The organism is Aquirufa sp. A-Brett2-W8 (assembly GCF_054558755.1).
In genome coordinates, this window is sequence record NZ_JBPXKS010000002.1 from 76239 (window position 1) to 93818 (window position 17580).

General features: G+C 41.8%; 17 protein-coding genes. 6 read left to right on the forward strand and 11 right to left on the reverse strand.

Annotated elements, in window-relative coordinates; all coding sequences use genetic code 11:
• Positions 1–19 precede the first annotated feature (19 nt).
• Positions 20–604, forward strand: coding sequence for a riboflavin synthase (locus ACST13_RS00350; RefSeq protein ID WP_459521231.1), 585 nt, complete (start codon positions 20–22; stop codon positions 602–604).
• Here ACST13_RS00350 and argH read toward each other — a convergent pair.
• The 5 genes from argH to ACST13_RS00375 are packed head-to-tail and all read right to left on the reverse strand — an operon-like array spanning position 582 to position 5352.
• A complete protein-coding gene (argH, locus tag ACST13_RS00355; RefSeq protein WP_459521232.1) occupies positions 582–1922 on the reverse strand; it encodes an argininosuccinate lyase in 1341 nt (446 codons plus the stop codon). The two genes, ACST13_RS00350 and argH, sit on opposite strands and share 23 nt — an antisense overlap.
• A gap of 4 nt (positions 1923–1926) precedes the next feature.
• Positions 1927–2997: a M20 family metallo-hydrolase gene (locus tag ACST13_RS00360; RefSeq protein ID WP_459521233.1), complete on the reverse strand. Its 1071-nt coding sequence runs from the start codon at positions 2995–2997 to the stop codon at positions 1927–1929.
• Between the two features lies 1 nt (position 2998).
• Positions 2999–3781, reverse strand: coding sequence for an acetylglutamate kinase (gene argB, locus ACST13_RS00365; protein WP_459521234.1), 783 nt, complete (start codon positions 3779–3781; stop codon positions 2999–3001).
• Positions 3781–4755, reverse strand: coding sequence for a Rossmann-fold NAD(P)-binding domain-containing protein (locus ACST13_RS00370; RefSeq protein ID WP_459521235.1), 975 nt, complete (start codon positions 4753–4755; stop codon positions 3781–3783). Before ACST13_RS00370 ends, argB begins: the two co-directional genes overlap by 1 nt.
• Before the next feature lie 48 nt (positions 4756–4803).
• Positions 4804–5352, reverse strand: coding sequence for a GNAT family N-acetyltransferase (locus tag ACST13_RS00375; RefSeq protein WP_459521236.1), 549 nt, complete (start codon positions 5350–5352; stop codon positions 4804–4806).
• Positions 5353–5454: 102 nt separating this feature from the next.
• Between ACST13_RS00375 and ACST13_RS00380 the strand changes: the two genes are divergently transcribed.
• Entirely contained in the window at positions 5455–8067 is a 2613-nt protein-coding gene (locus tag ACST13_RS00380) for a TonB-dependent receptor domain-containing protein (RefSeq protein ID WP_459521237.1), read from the forward strand.
• A 50-nt stretch (positions 8068–8117) separates the two neighbouring features.
• On the opposite strand, the gene ACST13_RS00385 is transcribed toward ACST13_RS00380, so the two are convergent.
• Entirely contained in the window at positions 8118–9092 is a 975-nt protein-coding gene (locus tag ACST13_RS00385; protein ID WP_459521238.1) for a polyprenyl synthetase family protein, read from the reverse strand.
• 61 nt (positions 9093–9153) lie between these two features.
• Between ACST13_RS00385 and ACST13_RS00390 the strand changes: the two genes are divergently transcribed.
• Positions 9154–10014 carry a patatin-like phospholipase family protein gene (locus tag ACST13_RS00390; protein ID WP_459521239.1) on the forward strand — a complete coding sequence of 287 codons (861 nt, stop codon included), beginning with the start codon at positions 9154–9156 and terminating at the stop codon, positions 10012–10014.
• Positions 10015–10042: 28 nt separating this feature from the next.
• On the opposite strand, the gene frr is transcribed toward ACST13_RS00390, so the two are convergent.
• Genes frr through ACST13_RS00405 form a run of 3 tightly spaced genes read right to left on the reverse strand, consistent with a single transcriptional unit; the run spans position 10043 to position 12071 of the window.
• Positions 10043–10603 (reverse strand): ribosome recycling factor, encoded by a 561-nt coding sequence (gene frr, locus ACST13_RS00395; RefSeq protein WP_459521240.1) that lies wholly within the window; start codon positions 10601–10603, stop codon positions 10043–10045.
• Between the two features lie 7 nt (positions 10604–10610).
• Positions 10611–11321: a UMP kinase gene (gene pyrH / locus ACST13_RS00400; RefSeq protein ID WP_459521241.1), complete on the reverse strand. Its 711-nt coding sequence runs from the start codon at positions 11319–11321 to the stop codon at positions 10611–10613.
• 48 nt (positions 11322–11369) lie between these two features.
• The gene (locus ACST13_RS00405) at positions 11370–12071 is read right to left on the reverse strand and encodes a fatty acid desaturase (RefSeq protein ID WP_459521242.1); all 702 of its coding nucleotides are present in this window, start codon (positions 12069–12071) and stop codon (positions 11370–11372) included.
• A gap of 42 nt (positions 12072–12113) precedes the next feature.
• Between ACST13_RS00405 and ACST13_RS00410 the strand changes: the two genes are divergently transcribed.
• Positions 12114–13883 (forward strand): family 43 glycosylhydrolase, encoded by a 1770-nt coding sequence (locus ACST13_RS00410; protein ID WP_459521243.1) that lies wholly within the window; start codon positions 12114–12116, stop codon positions 13881–13883.
• Here ACST13_RS00410 and ACST13_RS00415 read toward each other — a convergent pair.
• Positions 13872–14747, reverse strand: coding sequence for a DMT family transporter (locus tag ACST13_RS00415; protein WP_459521244.1), 876 nt, complete (start codon positions 14745–14747; stop codon positions 13872–13874). The two genes, ACST13_RS00410 and ACST13_RS00415, sit on opposite strands and share 12 nt — an antisense overlap.
• Positions 14747–15742 (reverse strand): tRNA dihydrouridine synthase DusB, encoded by a 996-nt coding sequence (dusB, locus tag ACST13_RS00420; RefSeq protein ID WP_459521245.1) that lies wholly within the window; start codon positions 15740–15742, stop codon positions 14747–14749. Before dusB ends, ACST13_RS00415 begins: the two co-directional genes overlap by 1 nt.
• Before the next feature lie 33 nt (positions 15743–15775).
• Here dusB and ACST13_RS00425 point away from each other — a divergent pair, with 33 nt between their 5' ends.
• Positions 15776–16726, forward strand: coding sequence for a CPBP family intramembrane glutamic endopeptidase (locus ACST13_RS00425; protein ID WP_459521246.1), 951 nt, complete (start codon positions 15776–15778; stop codon positions 16724–16726).
• A gap of 5 nt (positions 16727–16731) precedes the next feature.
• Positions 16732–17571, forward strand: a complete 840-nt coding sequence (locus tag ACST13_RS00430; protein WP_459521247.1) for a phosphatidate cytidylyltransferase — start codon at positions 16732–16734, stop codon at positions 17569–17571.
• The last annotated feature ends 9 nt before the right edge of the window (positions 17572–17580 follow it).

Genomic DNA, 17580 nt, shown 5'->3' on the forward strand with positions numbered 1-17580 from the left:
AAAATAACAATTAATTCAGATGTTTACAGGTATTGTGGAGGCGATGGGTTCGCTAGTAAGGAAGGAAGCAAAAGGAACGAATGTAGAATTTTGGTTCACATCACCTTTTACGCAGGAATTAAAGGTAGATCAATCGCTCGCGCACAATGGTGTTTGTCTGACTGTCGTAGAAATTCAGGGGGAGCAATACCGAGTAACGGCGATAGATGAAACCTTACAGAAGACGAATATGGGCGATGTTGTGATAGGTCAAAAAGTCAATCTAGAACGCTGCATGGCCGCGAATGCTCGTTTCGATGGGCATATTGTTCAAGGGCACGTAGATTTAACGGGCATTTGTACGGAAATAAAAGATCAACAAGGAAGTTGGGAATACCGATTTAGCTATCCAGCGAGTAGCGGCCACGTGACCGTAGAAAAAGGTTCGATTTGTGTGAATGGTACCAGCTTAACGGTGGTGGATTCGCAGGACGATTCTTTTACCGTTTGCATCATTCCGTATACCTACGAACATACCGTTTTTCACCAAATTAAATTAGGGGATCGCGTCAACTTAGAATTCGATATTCTAGGAAAGTATATTAAGAAATTAATGCAGCGATAGCTTTGTTCACTTTTTCAAAGCCAAAACGCTTCCAAGCAATTTCTTTTTGGTCTTGAATTTCTGACAAACCTAAATTGCCAATACTTCCTAAATGTGTGTGATTGATGTCCCGCGTGCTTCCGTCGAATGCACCGTCCTCGATCTTTTTACCCACGATTTGATAAGCCTCTCTGAAAGGAACTCCCTGTACCACTAATTTATTCACTTCTTCTACAGAGAATAATAGGTCGTATTTCGAATCAGCTAACAGGTTTTGCATCACCTTCATATGGCTGACCATATAATGCGTGATTTCTAAACCATCTAAGATTTCCTCGATAGCTGGCATTAATAATTCCTTTGTTAACTGGAATTCGCGGTGATAGCCAGACGGCAAATTGCTCGTTAATAACTGCAATTGGTTAGGCAGCGCCTTCAATTTATTCGCTTTCCCACGCAATAATTCGGCTACGTCCGGATTCTTTTTGTGCGGCATGATGGAACTTCCTGTCGTTAAAGAGCTAGGAAGTTCGATGAAACCGAAGTTTTGGGAATTGTATAAACACACATCCATGGCTAATTTACTTAGCGTCGTGGCGATCTGCGCGATGGCGGTTAAGACATATAATTCGGTCTTTCCACGCGACAATTGTGCATTTATCACATTGACGTGCGGCGATTCGAAGCCTAATAATTCAGTGGTATATTTTCTGTCCAAAGGAAAGGACGATCCATATCCCGCGCCAGAACCCAATGGATTCTTGTTCGCTAGACGAAAGGCCGCCTCTAATAACTCAATATCTTCTACTAGGCTCTCCGCATAGGCACCGAACCAAAGTCCAAAAGACGAGGGCATCGCAATCTGCAAGTGCGTGTAGCCGGGCAATAAGTCGTTTTTATGTGTTTCGCTTTTAGCGATGAGTAAATCAAACAAACGCTCCACTGCATCCGCGATGTGCTGAATTTCAGCCCGCATAAATAATTTCAAATCCACTAAAACTTGATCATTTCTGGAACGTCCAGCATGGATTTTCTTGCCTTGATCGCCAAATTTTTGGGTTAATAAGTATTCGATTTGCGAGTGGACATCTTCCATTCCGTCTTCGATAGTGAAATCGCCCGCTTCGATTTTGGCATAAATAGCCTTCAATTCAGCACAAAGAGGACTTAATTCATCCGCCCCTAAAAGGCCTACCTTTTCTAACATCGTGATGTGAGCCAGCGAACCCAGTACATCATAGCGCGCTAATTGCAAGTCATACACGGGGTCGTTCCCAATCGTGAATTTCTCGATTTTAGCGTCTGTCGTCTGATTTTCTTTTTGCCAAAGTTTTGCCACAATCTTATTTATTTACTTGAAGTAGTAGATTTTGATACGTTTGGATGCCTTGTCTCAACTCATCCAAGAATATAAATTCATCTGCCGTATGCGATCTCCCAGAATGTCCAGGACCGATTTTAACGGAAGGTACGGATAATAATGCTTGATCGGAAAGGGTAGGCGATCCGAATAGGGTAATACCTACATCCTTTGCCGCCTTCACAATGGGATGCGATTCCTCCATTTTACTGGAATTTAATCGAATCGACCGTGGTGTCAGTTCTGCCTGAACGATGGTTTTCAATTCTGCCAAAACTTCTTCTAGCGAATAACATTCATTCACCCGGCAATCGATCACATAGTCGCAGATATCTGGAACCACATTATGTTGTTTGCCTGCATTAATGACAGTGACTGTGGTTTTTATCGGTCCTAAAAGATCAGAAACGCGCGCAAACGAATGATTTTGAATGTTTTGTATATCTTCCAAAGCCAAATAAATCGCGTTTACTCCCTCATTTCTAGCCGCATGTCCGGCAATTCCTTTTACCTGTGCATCCACCACCATCAAACCTTTTTCTGCAATCGCCATCGCACAATCTGTCGGTTCACCCACGATGGCATAATCGATAGGAGGTAAATCCCCCGATTTTAATAAAGCTACAATGCCACCGGTGCCAGATATTTCCTCTTCTGCGGTAGCCGCCATGACTAGGTTAAATCCAAGATTTTCTAGCGCATAAAAGGAGACGAAAGTGGTGATTAAACAAACTAAACTAGCCCCAGCATCATTGGATCCTAAGCCGATTAATTTCCCCTCCAGCTCTGTGGCTGCTAATGGATCAAAAGTCCAAGATGCATTTGCCTTCACCGTATCGTGGTGTGAATTCAAAAGTAGGGTAGGCTTCGCTGCATTGAAATGCAAATTAGTGGCCCATATATTATTGCCTAAGCGATTGGAAGGAATACCCTGTGCCTCGAAAAAGTCTACCAAAATCTGCGCCGTCCCTTGCTCCTCCTTACTCAAAGAAGGGCAGGCTATTAGCTGGGCTAATAGATTTTTGGCTGCTAGAAATTGACTTTCCTGGTACATATTAAGCACTAATTGTTGTTCCAATGTTGGTTTTCTGCCAATTATCCGCGTGGCATAAACGCACCACCGAAACCCCCGCAGAAATCGCCTTCAAGGCATTCTCTAACTTAGGAATCATCCCCGCGGAGACAATACCCTTCTCTTTTAAGTCTTGGAAAGAAGCTGGGTTGATAGACGAAATAACAGATTCATCATCTGCAGGATCTAATAAAACCCCCTTCTTCTCGAAGCAATATGTTAAAGTCACCTGATAGCTCGTACTAAGTGCTATAGCCAAAGCCTGCGCCATCGTATCTGCATTCGTATTCAATAATTGACCCGAAGCATCAGCCGTAATAGGAGCGAAGACGGGTGAAAACCCAGCCGCGATTAAACTGGCCAGCGAAGTTGCATTGACCGAAACGATATCTCCCACAAAACCATAATCAATCGGTTCCGCCGCTCTTTTTTTCGAAAGCACCATCCCACCATCGGGTCCAGTTAATCCCAACGCGTTACAGGATGAAGCCTGTAAGTCTGCCACGATGGATTTATTAATCCAACCCGCATAGACCATCGTCACGATGCGAAGGCTTTCCTCGTCTGTTACGCGTCTTCCTTCAATCATTTGACTCTCAATACCCATCGAAGCCGCCATCTGCGTGGCAATCTTCCCACCTCCGTGAACGAGCAATTTAGGTCCTTCTAATAAAGCAAAATCCTGCAAAAAGCTAGCTAGTGCGAAAGGATTGTCGATGACATTTCCACCTATTTTAACTACTTGAAGAGTAGGCATTTTAGTCATTAGAATAAATAAGGACTTTCCGTTCTCATTAAGGTTAAAATCATCTCCTTTAAAACAGCTTGCGCCGCCCAAACCCGGTTGCCCGCTTGTGGAATCACAATCGAATTAGGGGAATCAATCACCTCATCTGCTACGACTAAATTCCGTCTTACGGGAAGGCAGTGCATGAATTTGGCATTATTCGTTAAACTCATTTTAGCCGCATCCACCATCCAAGCAGGATCAGAGGAAAGGATCTTTCCGTAGTCTTGGTAGGATGACCAGTTTTTAGCATAAATAAAATCAGCTCCCTCATAAGCCTCCTTCGGATCATAGCATATTTTCGCGTTACCTGCGAATTCAGGGGCTAATTCATAACCTTTCGGGTGAGCAATGGTGAAATCCACATCGGCGTGATTCATCCATTCAGAGAAGGAATTAGGCACGCATTGAGGTAGGGCTTTCACATGGGGAGCCCAAGTTAAAACCACCTTCGGGCGTTCCACCGTTTTGTATTCGTTAATCGTTATTAAGTCCGTTAAGGATTGCAAAGGGTGGCGCGTGGATGATTCCAAACTGATTAATGGCCGTCCTGTATATTTCAAAAATTGATTTAGAACCTGCTCGCTATAATCAAGCTCCCGGTCTATAAGGCCAGGAAAACTCCGAACCCCAACAATATCGCAATAGGAGCCTACAACGGCTGCTGCTTCCGATATATGTTCTGCTTTGTCACCATTCATGATGACGCCTTCATTCATTTCTAGTTGCCATGAATCCGCCCCCACATTCATGATCATTACCTCCATTCCGAGGTTTTGAGCTGCTTTTTGGGTAGATAAACGCGTTCTAAGGCTTGAATTGAAGAATAATAGACCGAGTGTTCGGTTTTTTCCAATATGCTTGTCAGCAAATGGAGTCTTCTTCATTAACAAAGCCTCATTGACTAAGTTTTGAATATTATAAGCGTCTTTAACGGAAGTAAAATTATGCATGCTTTTAGCTGTCTAACATTGGCAATTCAGTAAAATTACTGAAAAAGATTAGTAACGAAGGCGTTCCCAGGTGAAAACTTGCAGGGGGATTTCGAGTGGGAGATTTTTCTCCCCGGTTTTTTGGAATTGATTTTTCTCCAAAACCCGTTGCGACCCCTCATTATCTTTCGGCGTTTCGGCACGCAGCAACTGTAAGTCGGAATCTAAGAATGCCCAGTCTGCTAAAGCCTTCACTGCCTCCGTGGCGATTCCGAGTCCTCGAAATTTCTCATCAATCACATAACCAATTTCTGTTGTCCCTTCGTTATCAGGCAGACCCGCAAGCCCAATTCCCCCCACAGAGCAGGACGACGAGTTTAGAATTATTTCCCAATTTGTGTACCAGTAATAATCCAACGGAAATTTTGCTGTCTGAGGAATCCAATAATCGCTTAAAGCTTGACGGGTTTCTTGTTCGTAAAACAATTCTATTTTCCAGGGGTTAGGTTGAAGATCTAGTATTTTTTCTAGATCTATGCGCCCTGATTGCAGCCAAACTAGCAAGAGCTCGTGGTTCAATGGGATTAAAGTAAGACGCGGCGTTTGAAGTTTGATCATGATATTGGACTACAAATTACCCATTTTGGTCGCAAAAAAGAAGGCCTTTAAATAGAATGTACAAATTTTGCATTCGTTAAATAAGAGTTTAAAAAACAAATAATGAAAAAAGTAATCACACTATTTGCACTGATGAGTTTGTCTTTGTCAGCTATCTCCCAAATTCCTGGTGGATTTGGTAGTTTCGGTGCAGCGCCTAAGAAAGAAACAGTGATTCCCGGTACTGCGCAATCAGGGACTAAGGGAAGTGCAAAAATCATCGGATTCCTTTTAGATTCGACAGATTCCAAGCCAGTTGAATTCGCAACTTTGGCATTAATCAACACAAAAACAAATAAACCCGTCGATGGTACCGTAGCTGACGGCGTAGGTAAATTTACGCTAAATAAGGTGGCGGTAGGATCTTACAAGATCGTCGTTTCCTTCATCGGATACGAAACTAAAACCTTATTTGTGGAGGTGTCAGAAAAAAATGATGACCGAGATTTAGGGGTTATCAAATTGCAGACAAGTTCTAAAATGCTTTCTGAGGTAACTGTGGAAGGTCAGCGCGCACTAATCGAAGAGCGTGTGGATCGTACCATATACAATGCGGAAAAAGATGCTTCGAATCGGGGTGGCGATGCAACCGATGTGTTGAAAAAAGTACCTATGCTTTCTGTTGATTTAGATGGTAATCCTTCTTTACGTGGTTCCACTAGTGTGAAGGTTTTAATTAATAACAAGCCCTCGACTATTATGGCATCTAATATTGCTGATGCTTTGAGACAAATTCCAGCTGACATGATTAAAACGGTCGAAGTAATTACGTCACCTTCGGCTAGATATGATGCAGAAGGTAGCGCTGGTATTATTAATATCGTTACTAAAAAGAATACTTTACAAGGTTTAACCTTATCATTTGATTCCTCTGCTGGTGTCCGTGGATCGAATTTATCGTTGAATGGAAATTTCAGAAACAAGACTTGGGGAATGTCATTAGGTGGTTTTGGCCGTTCAGAGTATAATGTGAATGGTAAATTCGAGAGTACTCAGATTACGACCAATAATGGTTTACAGACGACTAACGTTCAGACGGCGGAATCTCGTCGCGAAGGATTGTTTGGAAATTACCAATTAGGTTTCGATTGGGATTTGAACAAATTCAATTCGATTACTTCAAGTGTTCGTTTTGGTGTACGTAACGGTAATAACTGGCAAGATGGTTTGCAGCAAATTAGAAATGGAGTTGTCTCCTCTCTTCGGAATACGAATTCATTAGAGGAGTCGGCTAACGTGGATGTCAATGTGGATTATACGCATACTTTCGCAAAAGCGCAGAAAGAATTTTCTATTCTATCTATGTATAGCCGTAATAACCGTGCGAATGATTTCTTCAACTTGATTATGAATCCGAAAGCTACCATGTCGGAGATTATGAGTTCAATCAAGAATGAGAATTCATCTTATAATGAGGAGGCTACTTTCCAAATGGATTACCAAACCCCTATCTTAAAGAATCAACTACTTGAATTTGGAGGAAAGGGAATACTTCGTAATGTAACATCTGATTATAAATCATTTACTGCAGGATCTAATGGAATTTATGCTCAGGTGAACTCCGCTATTTTACCTTCAAATGTGTTTGATTACAATCAAAATATTTTTAGCACGTACGGGTCTTATACCCTTACAACAAAAAACAAGTGGAGTATTAAATCAGGTGCGCGTTATGAATACACGGATATCTCGGCTAGCTTCCTAAAGAAAGAAGGTCAGAATACCGTGATTCCTGCTTATGGTGTATTAGTTCCTAGTTTTAATATGTCCAAAACCTTCAAGTCAGGAACTTGGAGATTTAGCTATAATCGCCGTATTCAGCGTCCAGGTATTCAAAACTTGAATCCTAACGTGAATGCAACGAATCCATTAAATATTTCTACGGGTAACCCTAATTTAGCACCGGAATACACTAATAATTATGAAGTTTCGTTTAGCAAGTTTGTGAAGCAAACCTATGTTTCTACGTCCTTCTTTATTAGAAATACGACGGGGGCTATCAATCAAATCAGAGAGGTATTCGGGGATACGGTGAAAACTACTTCTAGAAATATTGGTAATGAAGATGCCTATGGAATGAACATTAACTTAAACGTAAACCTTTCGAATAAGTTAATGATTGGTGGAGGAGGAGACCTTTCTTACATGGTTTTAGCGAATAATGTGGCTGATCCTTTATTGAATGCGAAAAATCAAGGTTTGCAATCTAACTTCCGGGTGTTTGGTAATTACAACATGGGTAATGGTTGGGGAGCGCAAATCTTCTCGTTCTACCGGGTGAATCAAGTTCAATTACAAGGTTCACAAGGAGGTTTTGGAATTTATAGCTTGAGCTTTAAAAAGGACTTCAAGAACAAAAAAGGAAGTATCGGATTCGGTGCGGAGAATTTCTTGACACCGAATGGATTTATTATTCGTAATGAAACCCAAACTCCTGTTATCAATTCAATTAGTGAGAACACATTAAGAAATATGAACTTTAAAATCAACTTGTCATACCGTATAGGTAAGATGAGCTTTGGTCCTACGAAGAAGAAGAAATCAGTGAATAACGATGATACGAAAGGCGAAGGAGATGCTGCTCCAGCTGCTCAACCGATGGGTATGCCTGGCATGCGTATGGGTGGTGGCGGAGGCGGCGGTAGCTACGGCGGAGGCGGTGGCGGACCTCGTTAATCTGTCTAAGGAAGGGAAGGGAATCAGAAATGGTTCCCTTTTTTTATGACCTATTTATTTCGCTCTATGGTATAGCTGAGTAGATCACCTAACGAATTTCGGTATTCTGAGGCAGGGAACGTCGCTAAGACAGCTCTAGCTTCTTCAGCGACTTCATTCATCTTTTGGTTAGCATAAGCCAAGCCTCCAGTGGATTTCACGAAGTCGATAACCTCGCGCACTTTATTCGAATCGTCCGATTCTTTTTTGATCAACTGAATGATATGCTTTCTAGTCGATGAATCGGTGTTTTGAAGGGCATATATCAGCGGTAGCGTCATCTTTTTCTCTTTGATGTCGATTCCCAAAGGTTTTCCAATCTCCGCATCTCCGTAGTCAAACAGGTCATCTTTGATTTGAAAGGCAATTCCCACTTTCTCTCCAAATAGGCGAGCTTTCTCCACCATTTCAGGCTCTGCACCCACTGACTGAAATCCGACGGCACAGCAAGCAGAAATTAAGGTGGCCGTCTTTTTAGTAATGATATCGAAATAGACATCTTCTGTAATGTCTAGCTTTCTTGCTTTTTCAATCTGTAATAATTCCCCTTCTGACATTTCGCGCACCGCCGTCGAGACAGATTTTAATAGATCGAAATCTTCGTTTTCCACGGAAAGCAATAGGCCTTTAGATAGCAAATAATCCCCCACTAAAACGGCGATTTTATTTTTCCAAATCGCATTAATGGAAAAGAAGCCTCTTCTGTAATTAGAATCATCGACGACATCGTCGTGTACGAGGGTGGCAGTATGCAATAATTCGATCAAAGCAGCGCCTCTGAATGTTTTTTCTGTGATTTCTCCCATGCATCCAGCCGTCAAAAAGACGAACATCGGTCGCATTTGTTTTCCCTTTCTTTGGACAATATAATTCATGATGGTGTCGAGCAGCATCACTTTTGTCTTCATGAAAGTCTTGAATTTCCCTTCGAATGCCTTCATCGAATCATCGATGGGTGCTTGAATAGAAGAGATGGAGTAGGACATGCGGGTTGTTTGGAACAGTAAATTGCGTAAATTTAATCAGATTTGTGGAGAAAAAGGTATTATGAGTAAGATTTTAGTCTTAGCAGGAGGTTCAGTTAAAGGGGCATTTCAAGCAGGGGTCATCAAGGCTCTTTTTGAAAAAGGCTATCAACCAGATGCCATTTATGGCGTCTCTGCCGGAAGTTTAAATGCAGCCTATTTAGTCAATCAATTCGGTCAACAAGTAAATGCCGGAACACCTATTTCTTATCCTCAAGCGGCACAAGATTTATGGGACTTTTGGGAACTTCGTATTACGCGCCCAGCTTGTTTATCGAAACCTTTTAATATTTTTCAATTAGGCTGGACGGCCTTAACGAAAAGCTTTAAAGGACTGGTGGACACGAGTCCACTGCGTGACCTCTTATCGGAGGTGTTGCAAGAGCGAAATCTAAACTCGAGTCCGGTTGCTTTGAAAGTAGGAGCCGTGAACATCATGGAAGGTACCATGCATTATGTGGACCCCAGTTTTGAAAATTTTCTAGATTATCTACTGGCCTCTTCGGCAGTCCCTATTTTAATGCCTGTGGTGAAGATCGAAGGCTTAAAGCAGAAATCCTATTTAGACGGAGGTTTACGGGATGTGGCGCCCCTGCAAAAAGCGATTAATGATGGCGCAACCGAAGTTGTGGTGATTGCCTGTCATACGGAGATGATAGAAGGTGGTGATTTCGATTCAGGTGATCTTTTAGCCCTGGTGGATAGAGTGATGGATATTGCTGTTAATGAGATCTTGAATGCGGATTTATTAGTTTCTCGTTCTGAAGTTAAGCTAGAGATTATCCGACCCGTACAACCCTTGAGTATCGACATTCAGCATTTTACCAAGATGGATATTCGCCGCATGTTAGAAACGGGTTATGCACAGGGAATGAGTACATAAAAAAAGCCTCGAATTCGAGGCTTTCCATTTATACTGACATGATGTCTTTTTCTTTTTCGTTGAAAATCTGATCGATTCTCGAGATGTAGGCATCCGTTTTCTTTTGGATCTTATCTTCTGCCTCCTTAATGGCATCATCAGAAACGCCATCCCCTTTTAATTTTTTGATGCTATTGTTTCCGTCTTGACGTGCATTTCGGATATTGATTTTTGCTACCTCGATTTCTTGTTTTACGCGTTTGACTAAATCGCGGCGACGCTCTTCCGTCATCGGAGGAATAGATAAGCGAATTAATTCCCCATCATTCATCGGATTTAATCCCAAATTGGAGTTGCGAATTGCCTTCTCGATTTCGGCAAAAATTCCTTTTTCAAAAGGCTTGATCGCAATCGTACGTGCATCAGGAGTGGTGATAGAAGCAGCACCCGAAATAGCGGTTTGCATACCGTAATAATCGATAGTCAAACCATCTAACATTGACGTGCTCGCTTTACCAGCTCTAATCTTAGATAATTCAATGTTTAAGTGCTTGATCGCGCCGTCCATGGTCTCGACTGTCGCGTCAATATAGAATTCAATTTCTTCCATTTTTCAATTAGCTAATTAATGTTCCTACGTCCTCACCCGAAACTAAGGCCGCTAAATTCCCATCTTTATTCATGTCAAACACAATGATGGGAACATTATTTTCTTGGCATAAGGTAAATGCCGTAGTATCCATGATTTTTAATCCTTTCGAAATAGCTTCCGAGAAGCTTAATTGGGTGTAACGCGTTGCAGCAGGATCTTTTTCTGGATCAGCCGAATAGACACCGTCTACGCGGGTGCCTTTTAAAACGACATCCGCTTCGATTTCAATCGCACGAAGGGAAGCCGTTGAATCCGTGGTGAAATAAGGATTACCTGTTCCAGCGCCAAAAATCACGATACGTCCTTTTTCTAAGTGGCGCATCGCACGACGGCGAATGAAGGGTTCGCAAACCGCTTCTACCTTGATGGCCGTCATCATACGCGTATATAATCCTTGTTTTTCTAAAGAAGCCTGAACTGCCATCCCGTTGATTACGGTCGCTAACATGCCCATGTAATCGCCTTGCACGCGGTCGATACCCGCTTTAGCGGCACTCGCTCCGCGAAAGATATTTCCTCCACCAATAACGATCGCTACCTCCACACCTAAATCATGCACCTTTTTAATTTCAGCCGCATATTGACCTAAAATAGCAGGATCAATTACTTCTCCGTCTGTCGAAAGAGATTCACCTGATAATTTCAATAAAATGCGTTTGTATTTAGGTTCTTTCATGAGGTGATTATTTATGTCGATTTTGTGCCTTGCAAATTTAGAAAAAATCTAGGTCTTGACAAGGCTTTCGTCCTTCGCTTTAGCTAATTTATACCAAGGCAAATAGGGATGCGCATGGTGTTCATAATGATAGCCAAAAAAGTAGCAGGAAATAAAGGCCCATATATGGTTTTTTCCCTGACTTCTCGATTGCTGTTTGTTATCCTTTGCGTGTTCTCCTCGATGCGGCAAATACGTTCCGAAAATAAATAATTGCAGCGTGCTTAAAATGGCGGGTAATTCCCAAAACAAAATCAAATTCCACATCGGAAACCAAAACTTCAAAATATTGTAGGTAATCGCCATCGCGAGTACTTGTTTCCAAGTTACATAGGCCCAAATAAATTTGAACCACCAGAGTAGAAATGGACCTTGGTATACGTCGGGGTCATTTTCTGTATTAACATGGGCATGGTGTTGGTGGTGTTTTGACCGTAAGGTGCTATAGTCATTAAAGGCAAAAAGGAGGGTGCAAAAACGCCCAATCGCATGATTGATGCGCGGATTTTCTGCAAAAACCACTCCGTGAATCGCATCATGGGAGGTGATGAATAATCCGGTATATAAATGCATTTGAACCAGAATAGCTACATAAATCCAGGGATTAGACCAGCTAAAATCCGCCTGAATCCAATAGGCTAAATTAGCACTCCACAAGGAGATTAATAAAACCGCCCAAAAAATTCCTTGAAATTTACTTAATTTGCTCATGGATATGGCCAGATGTGAAGGCACCTATAAGACTCCAAAACTATGAAAATTGTTCCAGCATTTTTGCTTTTTATTTTGACTTTTAACTTTTCATCGAAAGCGCAGTCCGTTTCTGGTCAGTCGACTTATTGCAACCCGATGAATCTGGATTACGGTTTTACCCCTATTCCTAATTTCTCGGAACAAGGTCGCCATCGAGCCACTGCTGATCCAGTTATTTCTTATTTTAAAAATAAATATTACTTGTTTTCGACAAATCAATGGGGTTATTGGTGGAGCACAGACATGCTGAAATGGAACTTCGTATCGCGTCGATTCTTGCAGCCTTATCATAAAGTGTACGATGAATTGTGTGCACCTGCGACTTTGACGCTGGGTGATAGTTTGCTGGTGATAGGTTCGACCTATGCGAAGGATTTTACGCTTTGGTATGCCTCAAAACCGGAAACTGATACGTGGAAAGAAGCCGTTCACGCCTTCACCGCTGGGGCTTGGGACCCCGCTTTCTTTTTAGATGACGATAATCGGCTGTATTTATACCATGGTTCTAGCAATTTTTACCCGATGTATGGGCAAGAATTAGATCGCAAGACTTTGCAGCCGATAGGGGAACGAAAGGACTTGATTAAATTGAATGATGAGTTGCATGGCTGGGAGCGTTTTGGAGAATACCAAGACAATACTTTCTTGAAACCTTTCATGGAAGGGGCTTGGATGAATAAGTACAAGGGAAAATATTATTTGCAATATGGAGCGCCTGGAACGGAATTCTCTGCCTATGGTGATGGGGTTTATACGTCTGATAATCCGATGGGACCGTTTACGTATCAAGCGCATAATCCGTTCTCCTTCAAGCCGGGTGGATTTACCAGGGGAGCAGGCCACGGGGCGACTTTTGAAGGGCAATATGGTAATTGGTGGCACGTTTCCACGATCACGATTGCGGTGAAGAATAGCTTCGAGCGTCGGTTGGGACTTTGGCCTACCTATTTTGATAAGGACGGTATTTTGTACACGAATACGGCTTATGGAGATTATCCGTATCGAATGCCGACGAAGAAAGTGGATGAACCATCGGAATTATTCACGGGTTGGATGCTGTTAAATTTTAATAAACCGGTGCGTGTTTCATCGAGTTTGCCGGGTTATTCGGCGAATTTTGCGGTGGATGAGCAAATGAAAACCTATTGGTCTGCGGCCTCTTCGAAAAAGGGCGAGTGGATTGAGACGGATTTAGGAGAGGTTTCCACGTTGAAGGCCTTACAACTAAATTATGCAGATCAAGATGTCGATTCGAGTTTCTTAGGCAAAATGAATGGAATTTACCACCAGTACCAGGTCTTAGGAAGCAAGGATGGTCAGAAATGGGAGTTGATTATAGATAAGTCCCAAAACAAAACGGACGTTCCGCACGATTATATCGAATTAAAAAAGCCAGTGGAAGTACGTTATCTGAAGTTAGTAAATCACCACATGGCGGCGGGTAAATTTGCGATTTCAGGCATTCGCGCCTTTGGGTTTGGGCATGGAGAAAAGCCTGGAATAATTAAGGATTTGATTGTTTTACGCGGAGAACATGATTCTAGAAGTGCTTGGCTGAAATGGGGGCATAACCCGAAAGCGACGGGTTATGTGATTTACTCCGGTATTGCTCCCGATAAAATGTATACGTCGGTCCAAGTTTTTGGGACAAATGAATATTATTTCAAATCGATGGATCGAGGCAAAACCTATTATTTCCAAATGGAAGCCTTCAACGAGAATGGAATTGGGGAGCGCGGACCTATAATAGAATCAAAATCAAACCTTTGATCGATTGATTTCATAAACCCCAATCAACAGAACAATCATCGCAATAATTTGTGATAAATAGACCTGTTCGCCATCGAAAACACCCCAGCCTACAGCCACGATAGGGATGATATAGGTAACAGAACTGGCCACAATTGCATTCGTCCATTTAATCAACTGATTGAATAAAACCATCGCGATGGCTGAACCGAAAACGCCCAAAGAACAAGCCGCTAAAAAGGGCCACCATTCAATAGGTTGAGCAAAAAATCCAGTGGAAGCTAACAAAATAAAGGAGAGCGGTCCAATCGCCATAAAGATACCTGCTGTAGCTGTAAATGGATTCAAGCCGGATAATTTCGTCTTAACAATGTGCAAATTAATACCGTATAAAAAGGTGGCTAATACCACCCACAGAGCATGGTAATTAAAGTCCACATCAAATCCTTCCCCTCCGGCAATTAATCCGAAACAACCGGCGATACCTAGTACAATGCCGATCATTTGGCGCCATTGGAAACCTTGTCTAAATAAAAGAATTCCTACGATGAGCGTAAAAAGTGGCGTAAAGGCATTCAACATCCCGGATAGGGCAGAAGTTAAATGCTTTCCAGCGATGGAAAATAAAATGGCAGGGATTAAATTCCCCGTCAATCCCGCTAATAAAAAGCTCTTCCAATGTTCTTTTTTAATTTCGTGTTTTTGTTTTAAAAAGACCGGAATAAAGAAAATGAAGGCCGCAAAAATACGCAGAGCTCCTACCTGCGGAGAACTATAATAGACTAAACTTTTTTTGACTAAAATAAAGGAGCTTCCCCAAATTAAAGAAAGCGCTGTAAAGGCTAAAATGATGAATATAACTGGGGATTTTTGTTTGTTGTCCATTAGGCGTTAAAAGGAACCATTTCATAATGTTCCGAAATTTCAGTTAAAATGCTTTTGATTTCTTCAAAGTCATACGTAGTAACTAAACGTGTTCTAAATGGTTTAAAATGATCCATTCCGCGGAAATAATTCGAATAATGCCGTCTCATTTCAACGATTCCCCCATGATTTCCTTTCCAACGGATAGAGAAATCCAAGTGATCTAAACACACTTGCAAGCGTTGTTGAAGCGTAGGAGGAGCGAGGTGTTCTCCTGTAGCTAAATAATGTTTGATTTCATTAAAAATCCAGGGATAGCCGATGGACGCACGTCCAATCATGATTCCATCTACTTCGTATCGATCGCGGTATTCTTTCGCTTTTTCAGGGGAATCGACATCTCCATTACCAAAAATGGGGATTTTAATGCGGGGATTATTTTTCACTTTCGAAATTAATTCCCAGTCTGCCGCACCCTTATACATCTGAACACGCGTTCTGCCATGTATAGTCAATGCCTGAATTCCAATGTCTTGCAGGCGTTCCGCCACATCTACAATATTTTTTGTTGAATCATCCCAGCCGAGACGGGTTTTCACCGTGACCGGAAGATGCGTCGCATCCACCACGGCCTTCGTCATCGCCACCATCTTCGGAATATCTTGCAATAAAGCCGCACCAGCGCCTCTGCAAGCCACTTGTTTTACAGGGCAACCGTAATTGATGTCAATTAAATCCGGACCAGCCTTAGTGGCAATCTCCGTGCAAGACGCCATCGTTTCGATGGAACTGCCAAAAAGTTGAATGCCAATCGGCCTTTCGTATTCAAAAATATCGAGTTTTTGTACACTTTTTGCGGCATCTCGAATCAATCCTTCCGACGAAATAAACTCTGTATACATTAAATCAGCGCCGTTCGCTTTGCACACCGCGCGGAAAGGCGGGTCAGAAACGTCCTCCATGGGCGCTAAAAGCAATGGGAATGAGCCTAGCTCGATGTTACCTATCTTTACCATTCTGATTAAAAATTCCGTAAATTTACAAGCATTATGGTAGATAACAATTTTCAAGGCCCCGAACGTTACCTCGGTTTGCTGTCTAAGATCTTAATTTTATTCGGATTCTTTCTTTTAGGAGGATTTATAGGTCAATTTATTGGTCTATTATCAGTCGTATTAATTGTAGGTTTCCCTACACAGGATGTGAATCAATTTCAGAAATCCGTTTTGGATTTTATGGCCCATCCCCAAAACTACGAGGGAGCCTTTCGTGCCATGATGGCTATGCAATGGTTTTCGGCCCTTTTTACCTTTGTGGCTAGTTCATGGGCCTATTTGCGCTGGTCTGAAAAGCGTGATTTTAATTCCCTATCGGAAAATACAAAACCAGATTACCGGGTATTTCTTTGGTCGATTATCACCATTTTAGTGGGAATGCCACTTTTAGAATACATTATTCAGTGGAATCAGTCACTTATTTTACCTGCTGGATTTGAAGAGACAGAAAAGTGGATGCGTGCGTCAGAAACGCAATTAGCAGAATTAACTAAGTTTTTAATCAACTTTCAAAGTCCGACGGACTTTGCCATTGGTTTAGTCGTAATCGCTGGTCTAGCTGCTTTAGGGGAGGAGTTATTCTTTAGAGGAGTATTGCAAACTTTATTTGAACGCTATGTGGGAAATCACCACGTGGCGATTTGGGTATCTGCGGGGATTTTCAGTTTTATACATTTTCAATTTTTCGGATTCTTTCCGCGTTTATTTTTAGGCGCCTTTTTCGGGTATTTATATGTGTGGAACCGCAATATTTGGATTCCGATCGTGGCACATTTATTTAATAATGGCTGGACTTTGACGATGCATTACATGTACCAGCAGAAGCAAATCGCAGTTGATCCGGAGAAATTGGGGGAAATTACGCCCTGGTGGTCTGTGTTGATTTCTGTAGCATTAGTGGTATTTTACATTCGTCGTTTGCATAGCTTACGGCTTGAAAAATAAGTTTTATGGGTTTACGAGAGATGTCTAATTTGCAACAACGCGTGATCGCAGCTATTGTAGCGGTGCCGTTTTTGCTTTTCTGTGTGCTGTTTAGTGATTATACTTTTTTGGTTTTTTTCTTGTTGATCGGGGCAGCGGCACAACTCGAATTTTATAAGTTAGTTGGTAGTATTAGTGATAATTTACCCTTGACATTTTACGGTACATTCTGCGGAGTTGTGCTGCATTTATTGACCTTTTTTATTGAAAAAGGCGAAATTGCTTATTCTAATTACTATATCCTTTCGCCTTTATTAGCCTTAATTTTCTTCATAAAGCTCTATAAAGCGAATGACGAAAAACCCTTTAAAAACATCGCCTATACGTTCTTAGGGATTATTTATGTGGCATTGCCTTTCGCTTTGTTTACTGTTTTAGCCTTCCTTGAAAATGAAACCTATGATCCTCAAATCATTCTTGGCTGCCTTTTTCTATTATGGGCTAGTGATTCAGGGGCCTATTTTGCGGGAACAAAATTTGGCAAAACGAAGTTATTCGAACGCGTTTCACCTAAGAAATCCTGGGAAGGAAGTATCGGCGGTTTAATCGCCACGATGATCGTGGCTTATGTTTTATCGATCTATTATACCAATTATGAAAGCTGGCAGTGGTTTGCTATCGGTGTCATTATTGTGGTGGCTGGAACCTATGGTGATCTAGTGGAATCATTATTTAAGCGTAGCATAAAGATCAAAGATTCGGCAGATACGATACCGGGTCACGGTGGATTTTTGGATCGGTTTGATGGCTTACTTTTATCGATTCCATTTATTATCACTTTCTTGAAATTATTTCCCAAAAACTAAGCTTTAACA

Excerpts from the sequence above, each read along its gene's own strand:
- ACST13_RS00350 (WP_459521231.1), top strand. The coding sequence starts at position 20 with ATGTTTACAGGTATTGTGGAGGCGATGGGTTCGCTAGTAAGGAAGGAA.
- ACST13_RS00360 (WP_459521233.1), bottom strand. The coding sequence starts at position 2,997 with ATGTACCAGGAAAGTCAATTTCTAGCAGCCAAAAATCTATTAGCCCAG.
- argB (WP_459521234.1), bottom strand. The coding sequence starts at position 3,781 with ATGACTAAAATGCCTACTCTTCAAGTAGTTAAAATAGGTGGAAATGTC.
- ACST13_RS00370 (WP_459521235.1), bottom strand. The coding sequence starts at position 4,755 with ATGCATAATTTTACTTCCGTTAAAGACGCTTATAATATTCAAAACTTA.
- ACST13_RS00375 (WP_459521236.1), bottom strand. The coding sequence starts at position 5,352 with ATGATCAAACTTCAAACGCCGCGTCTTACTTTAATCCCATTGAACCAC.
- ACST13_RS00380 (WP_459521237.1), top strand. The coding sequence starts at position 5,455 with ATGAAAAAAGTAATCACACTATTTGCACTGATGAGTTTGTCTTTGTCA.
- ACST13_RS00385 (WP_459521238.1), bottom strand. The coding sequence starts at position 9,092 with ATGTCCTACTCCATCTCTTCTATTCAAGCACCCATCGATGATTCGATG.
- ACST13_RS00390 (WP_459521239.1), top strand. The coding sequence starts at position 9,154 with ATGAGTAAGATTTTAGTCTTAGCAGGAGGTTCAGTTAAAGGGGCATTT.
- frr (WP_459521240.1), bottom strand. The coding sequence starts at position 10,603 with ATGGAAGAAATTGAATTCTATATTGACGCGACAGTCGAGACCATGGAC.
- pyrH (WP_459521241.1), bottom strand. The coding sequence starts at position 11,321 with ATGAAAGAACCTAAATACAAACGCATTTTATTGAAATTATCAGGTGAA.
- ACST13_RS00405 (WP_459521242.1), bottom strand. The coding sequence starts at position 12,071 with ATGAGCAAATTAAGTAAATTTCAAGGAATTTTTTGGGCGGTTTTATTA.
- ACST13_RS00410 (WP_459521243.1), top strand. The coding sequence starts at position 12,114 with ATGAAAATTGTTCCAGCATTTTTGCTTTTTATTTTGACTTTTAACTTT.
- ACST13_RS00415 (WP_459521244.1), bottom strand. The coding sequence starts at position 14,747 with ATGGACAACAAACAAAAATCCCCAGTTATATTCATCATTTTAGCCTTT.
- dusB (WP_459521245.1), bottom strand. The coding sequence starts at position 15,742 with ATGGTAAAGATAGGTAACATCGAGCTAGGCTCATTCCCATTGCTTTTA.
- ACST13_RS00425 (WP_459521246.1), top strand. The coding sequence starts at position 15,776 with ATGGTAGATAACAATTTTCAAGGCCCCGAACGTTACCTCGGTTTGCTG.
- ACST13_RS00430 (WP_459521247.1), top strand. The coding sequence starts at position 16,732 with ATGGGTTTACGAGAGATGTCTAATTTGCAACAACGCGTGATCGCAGCT.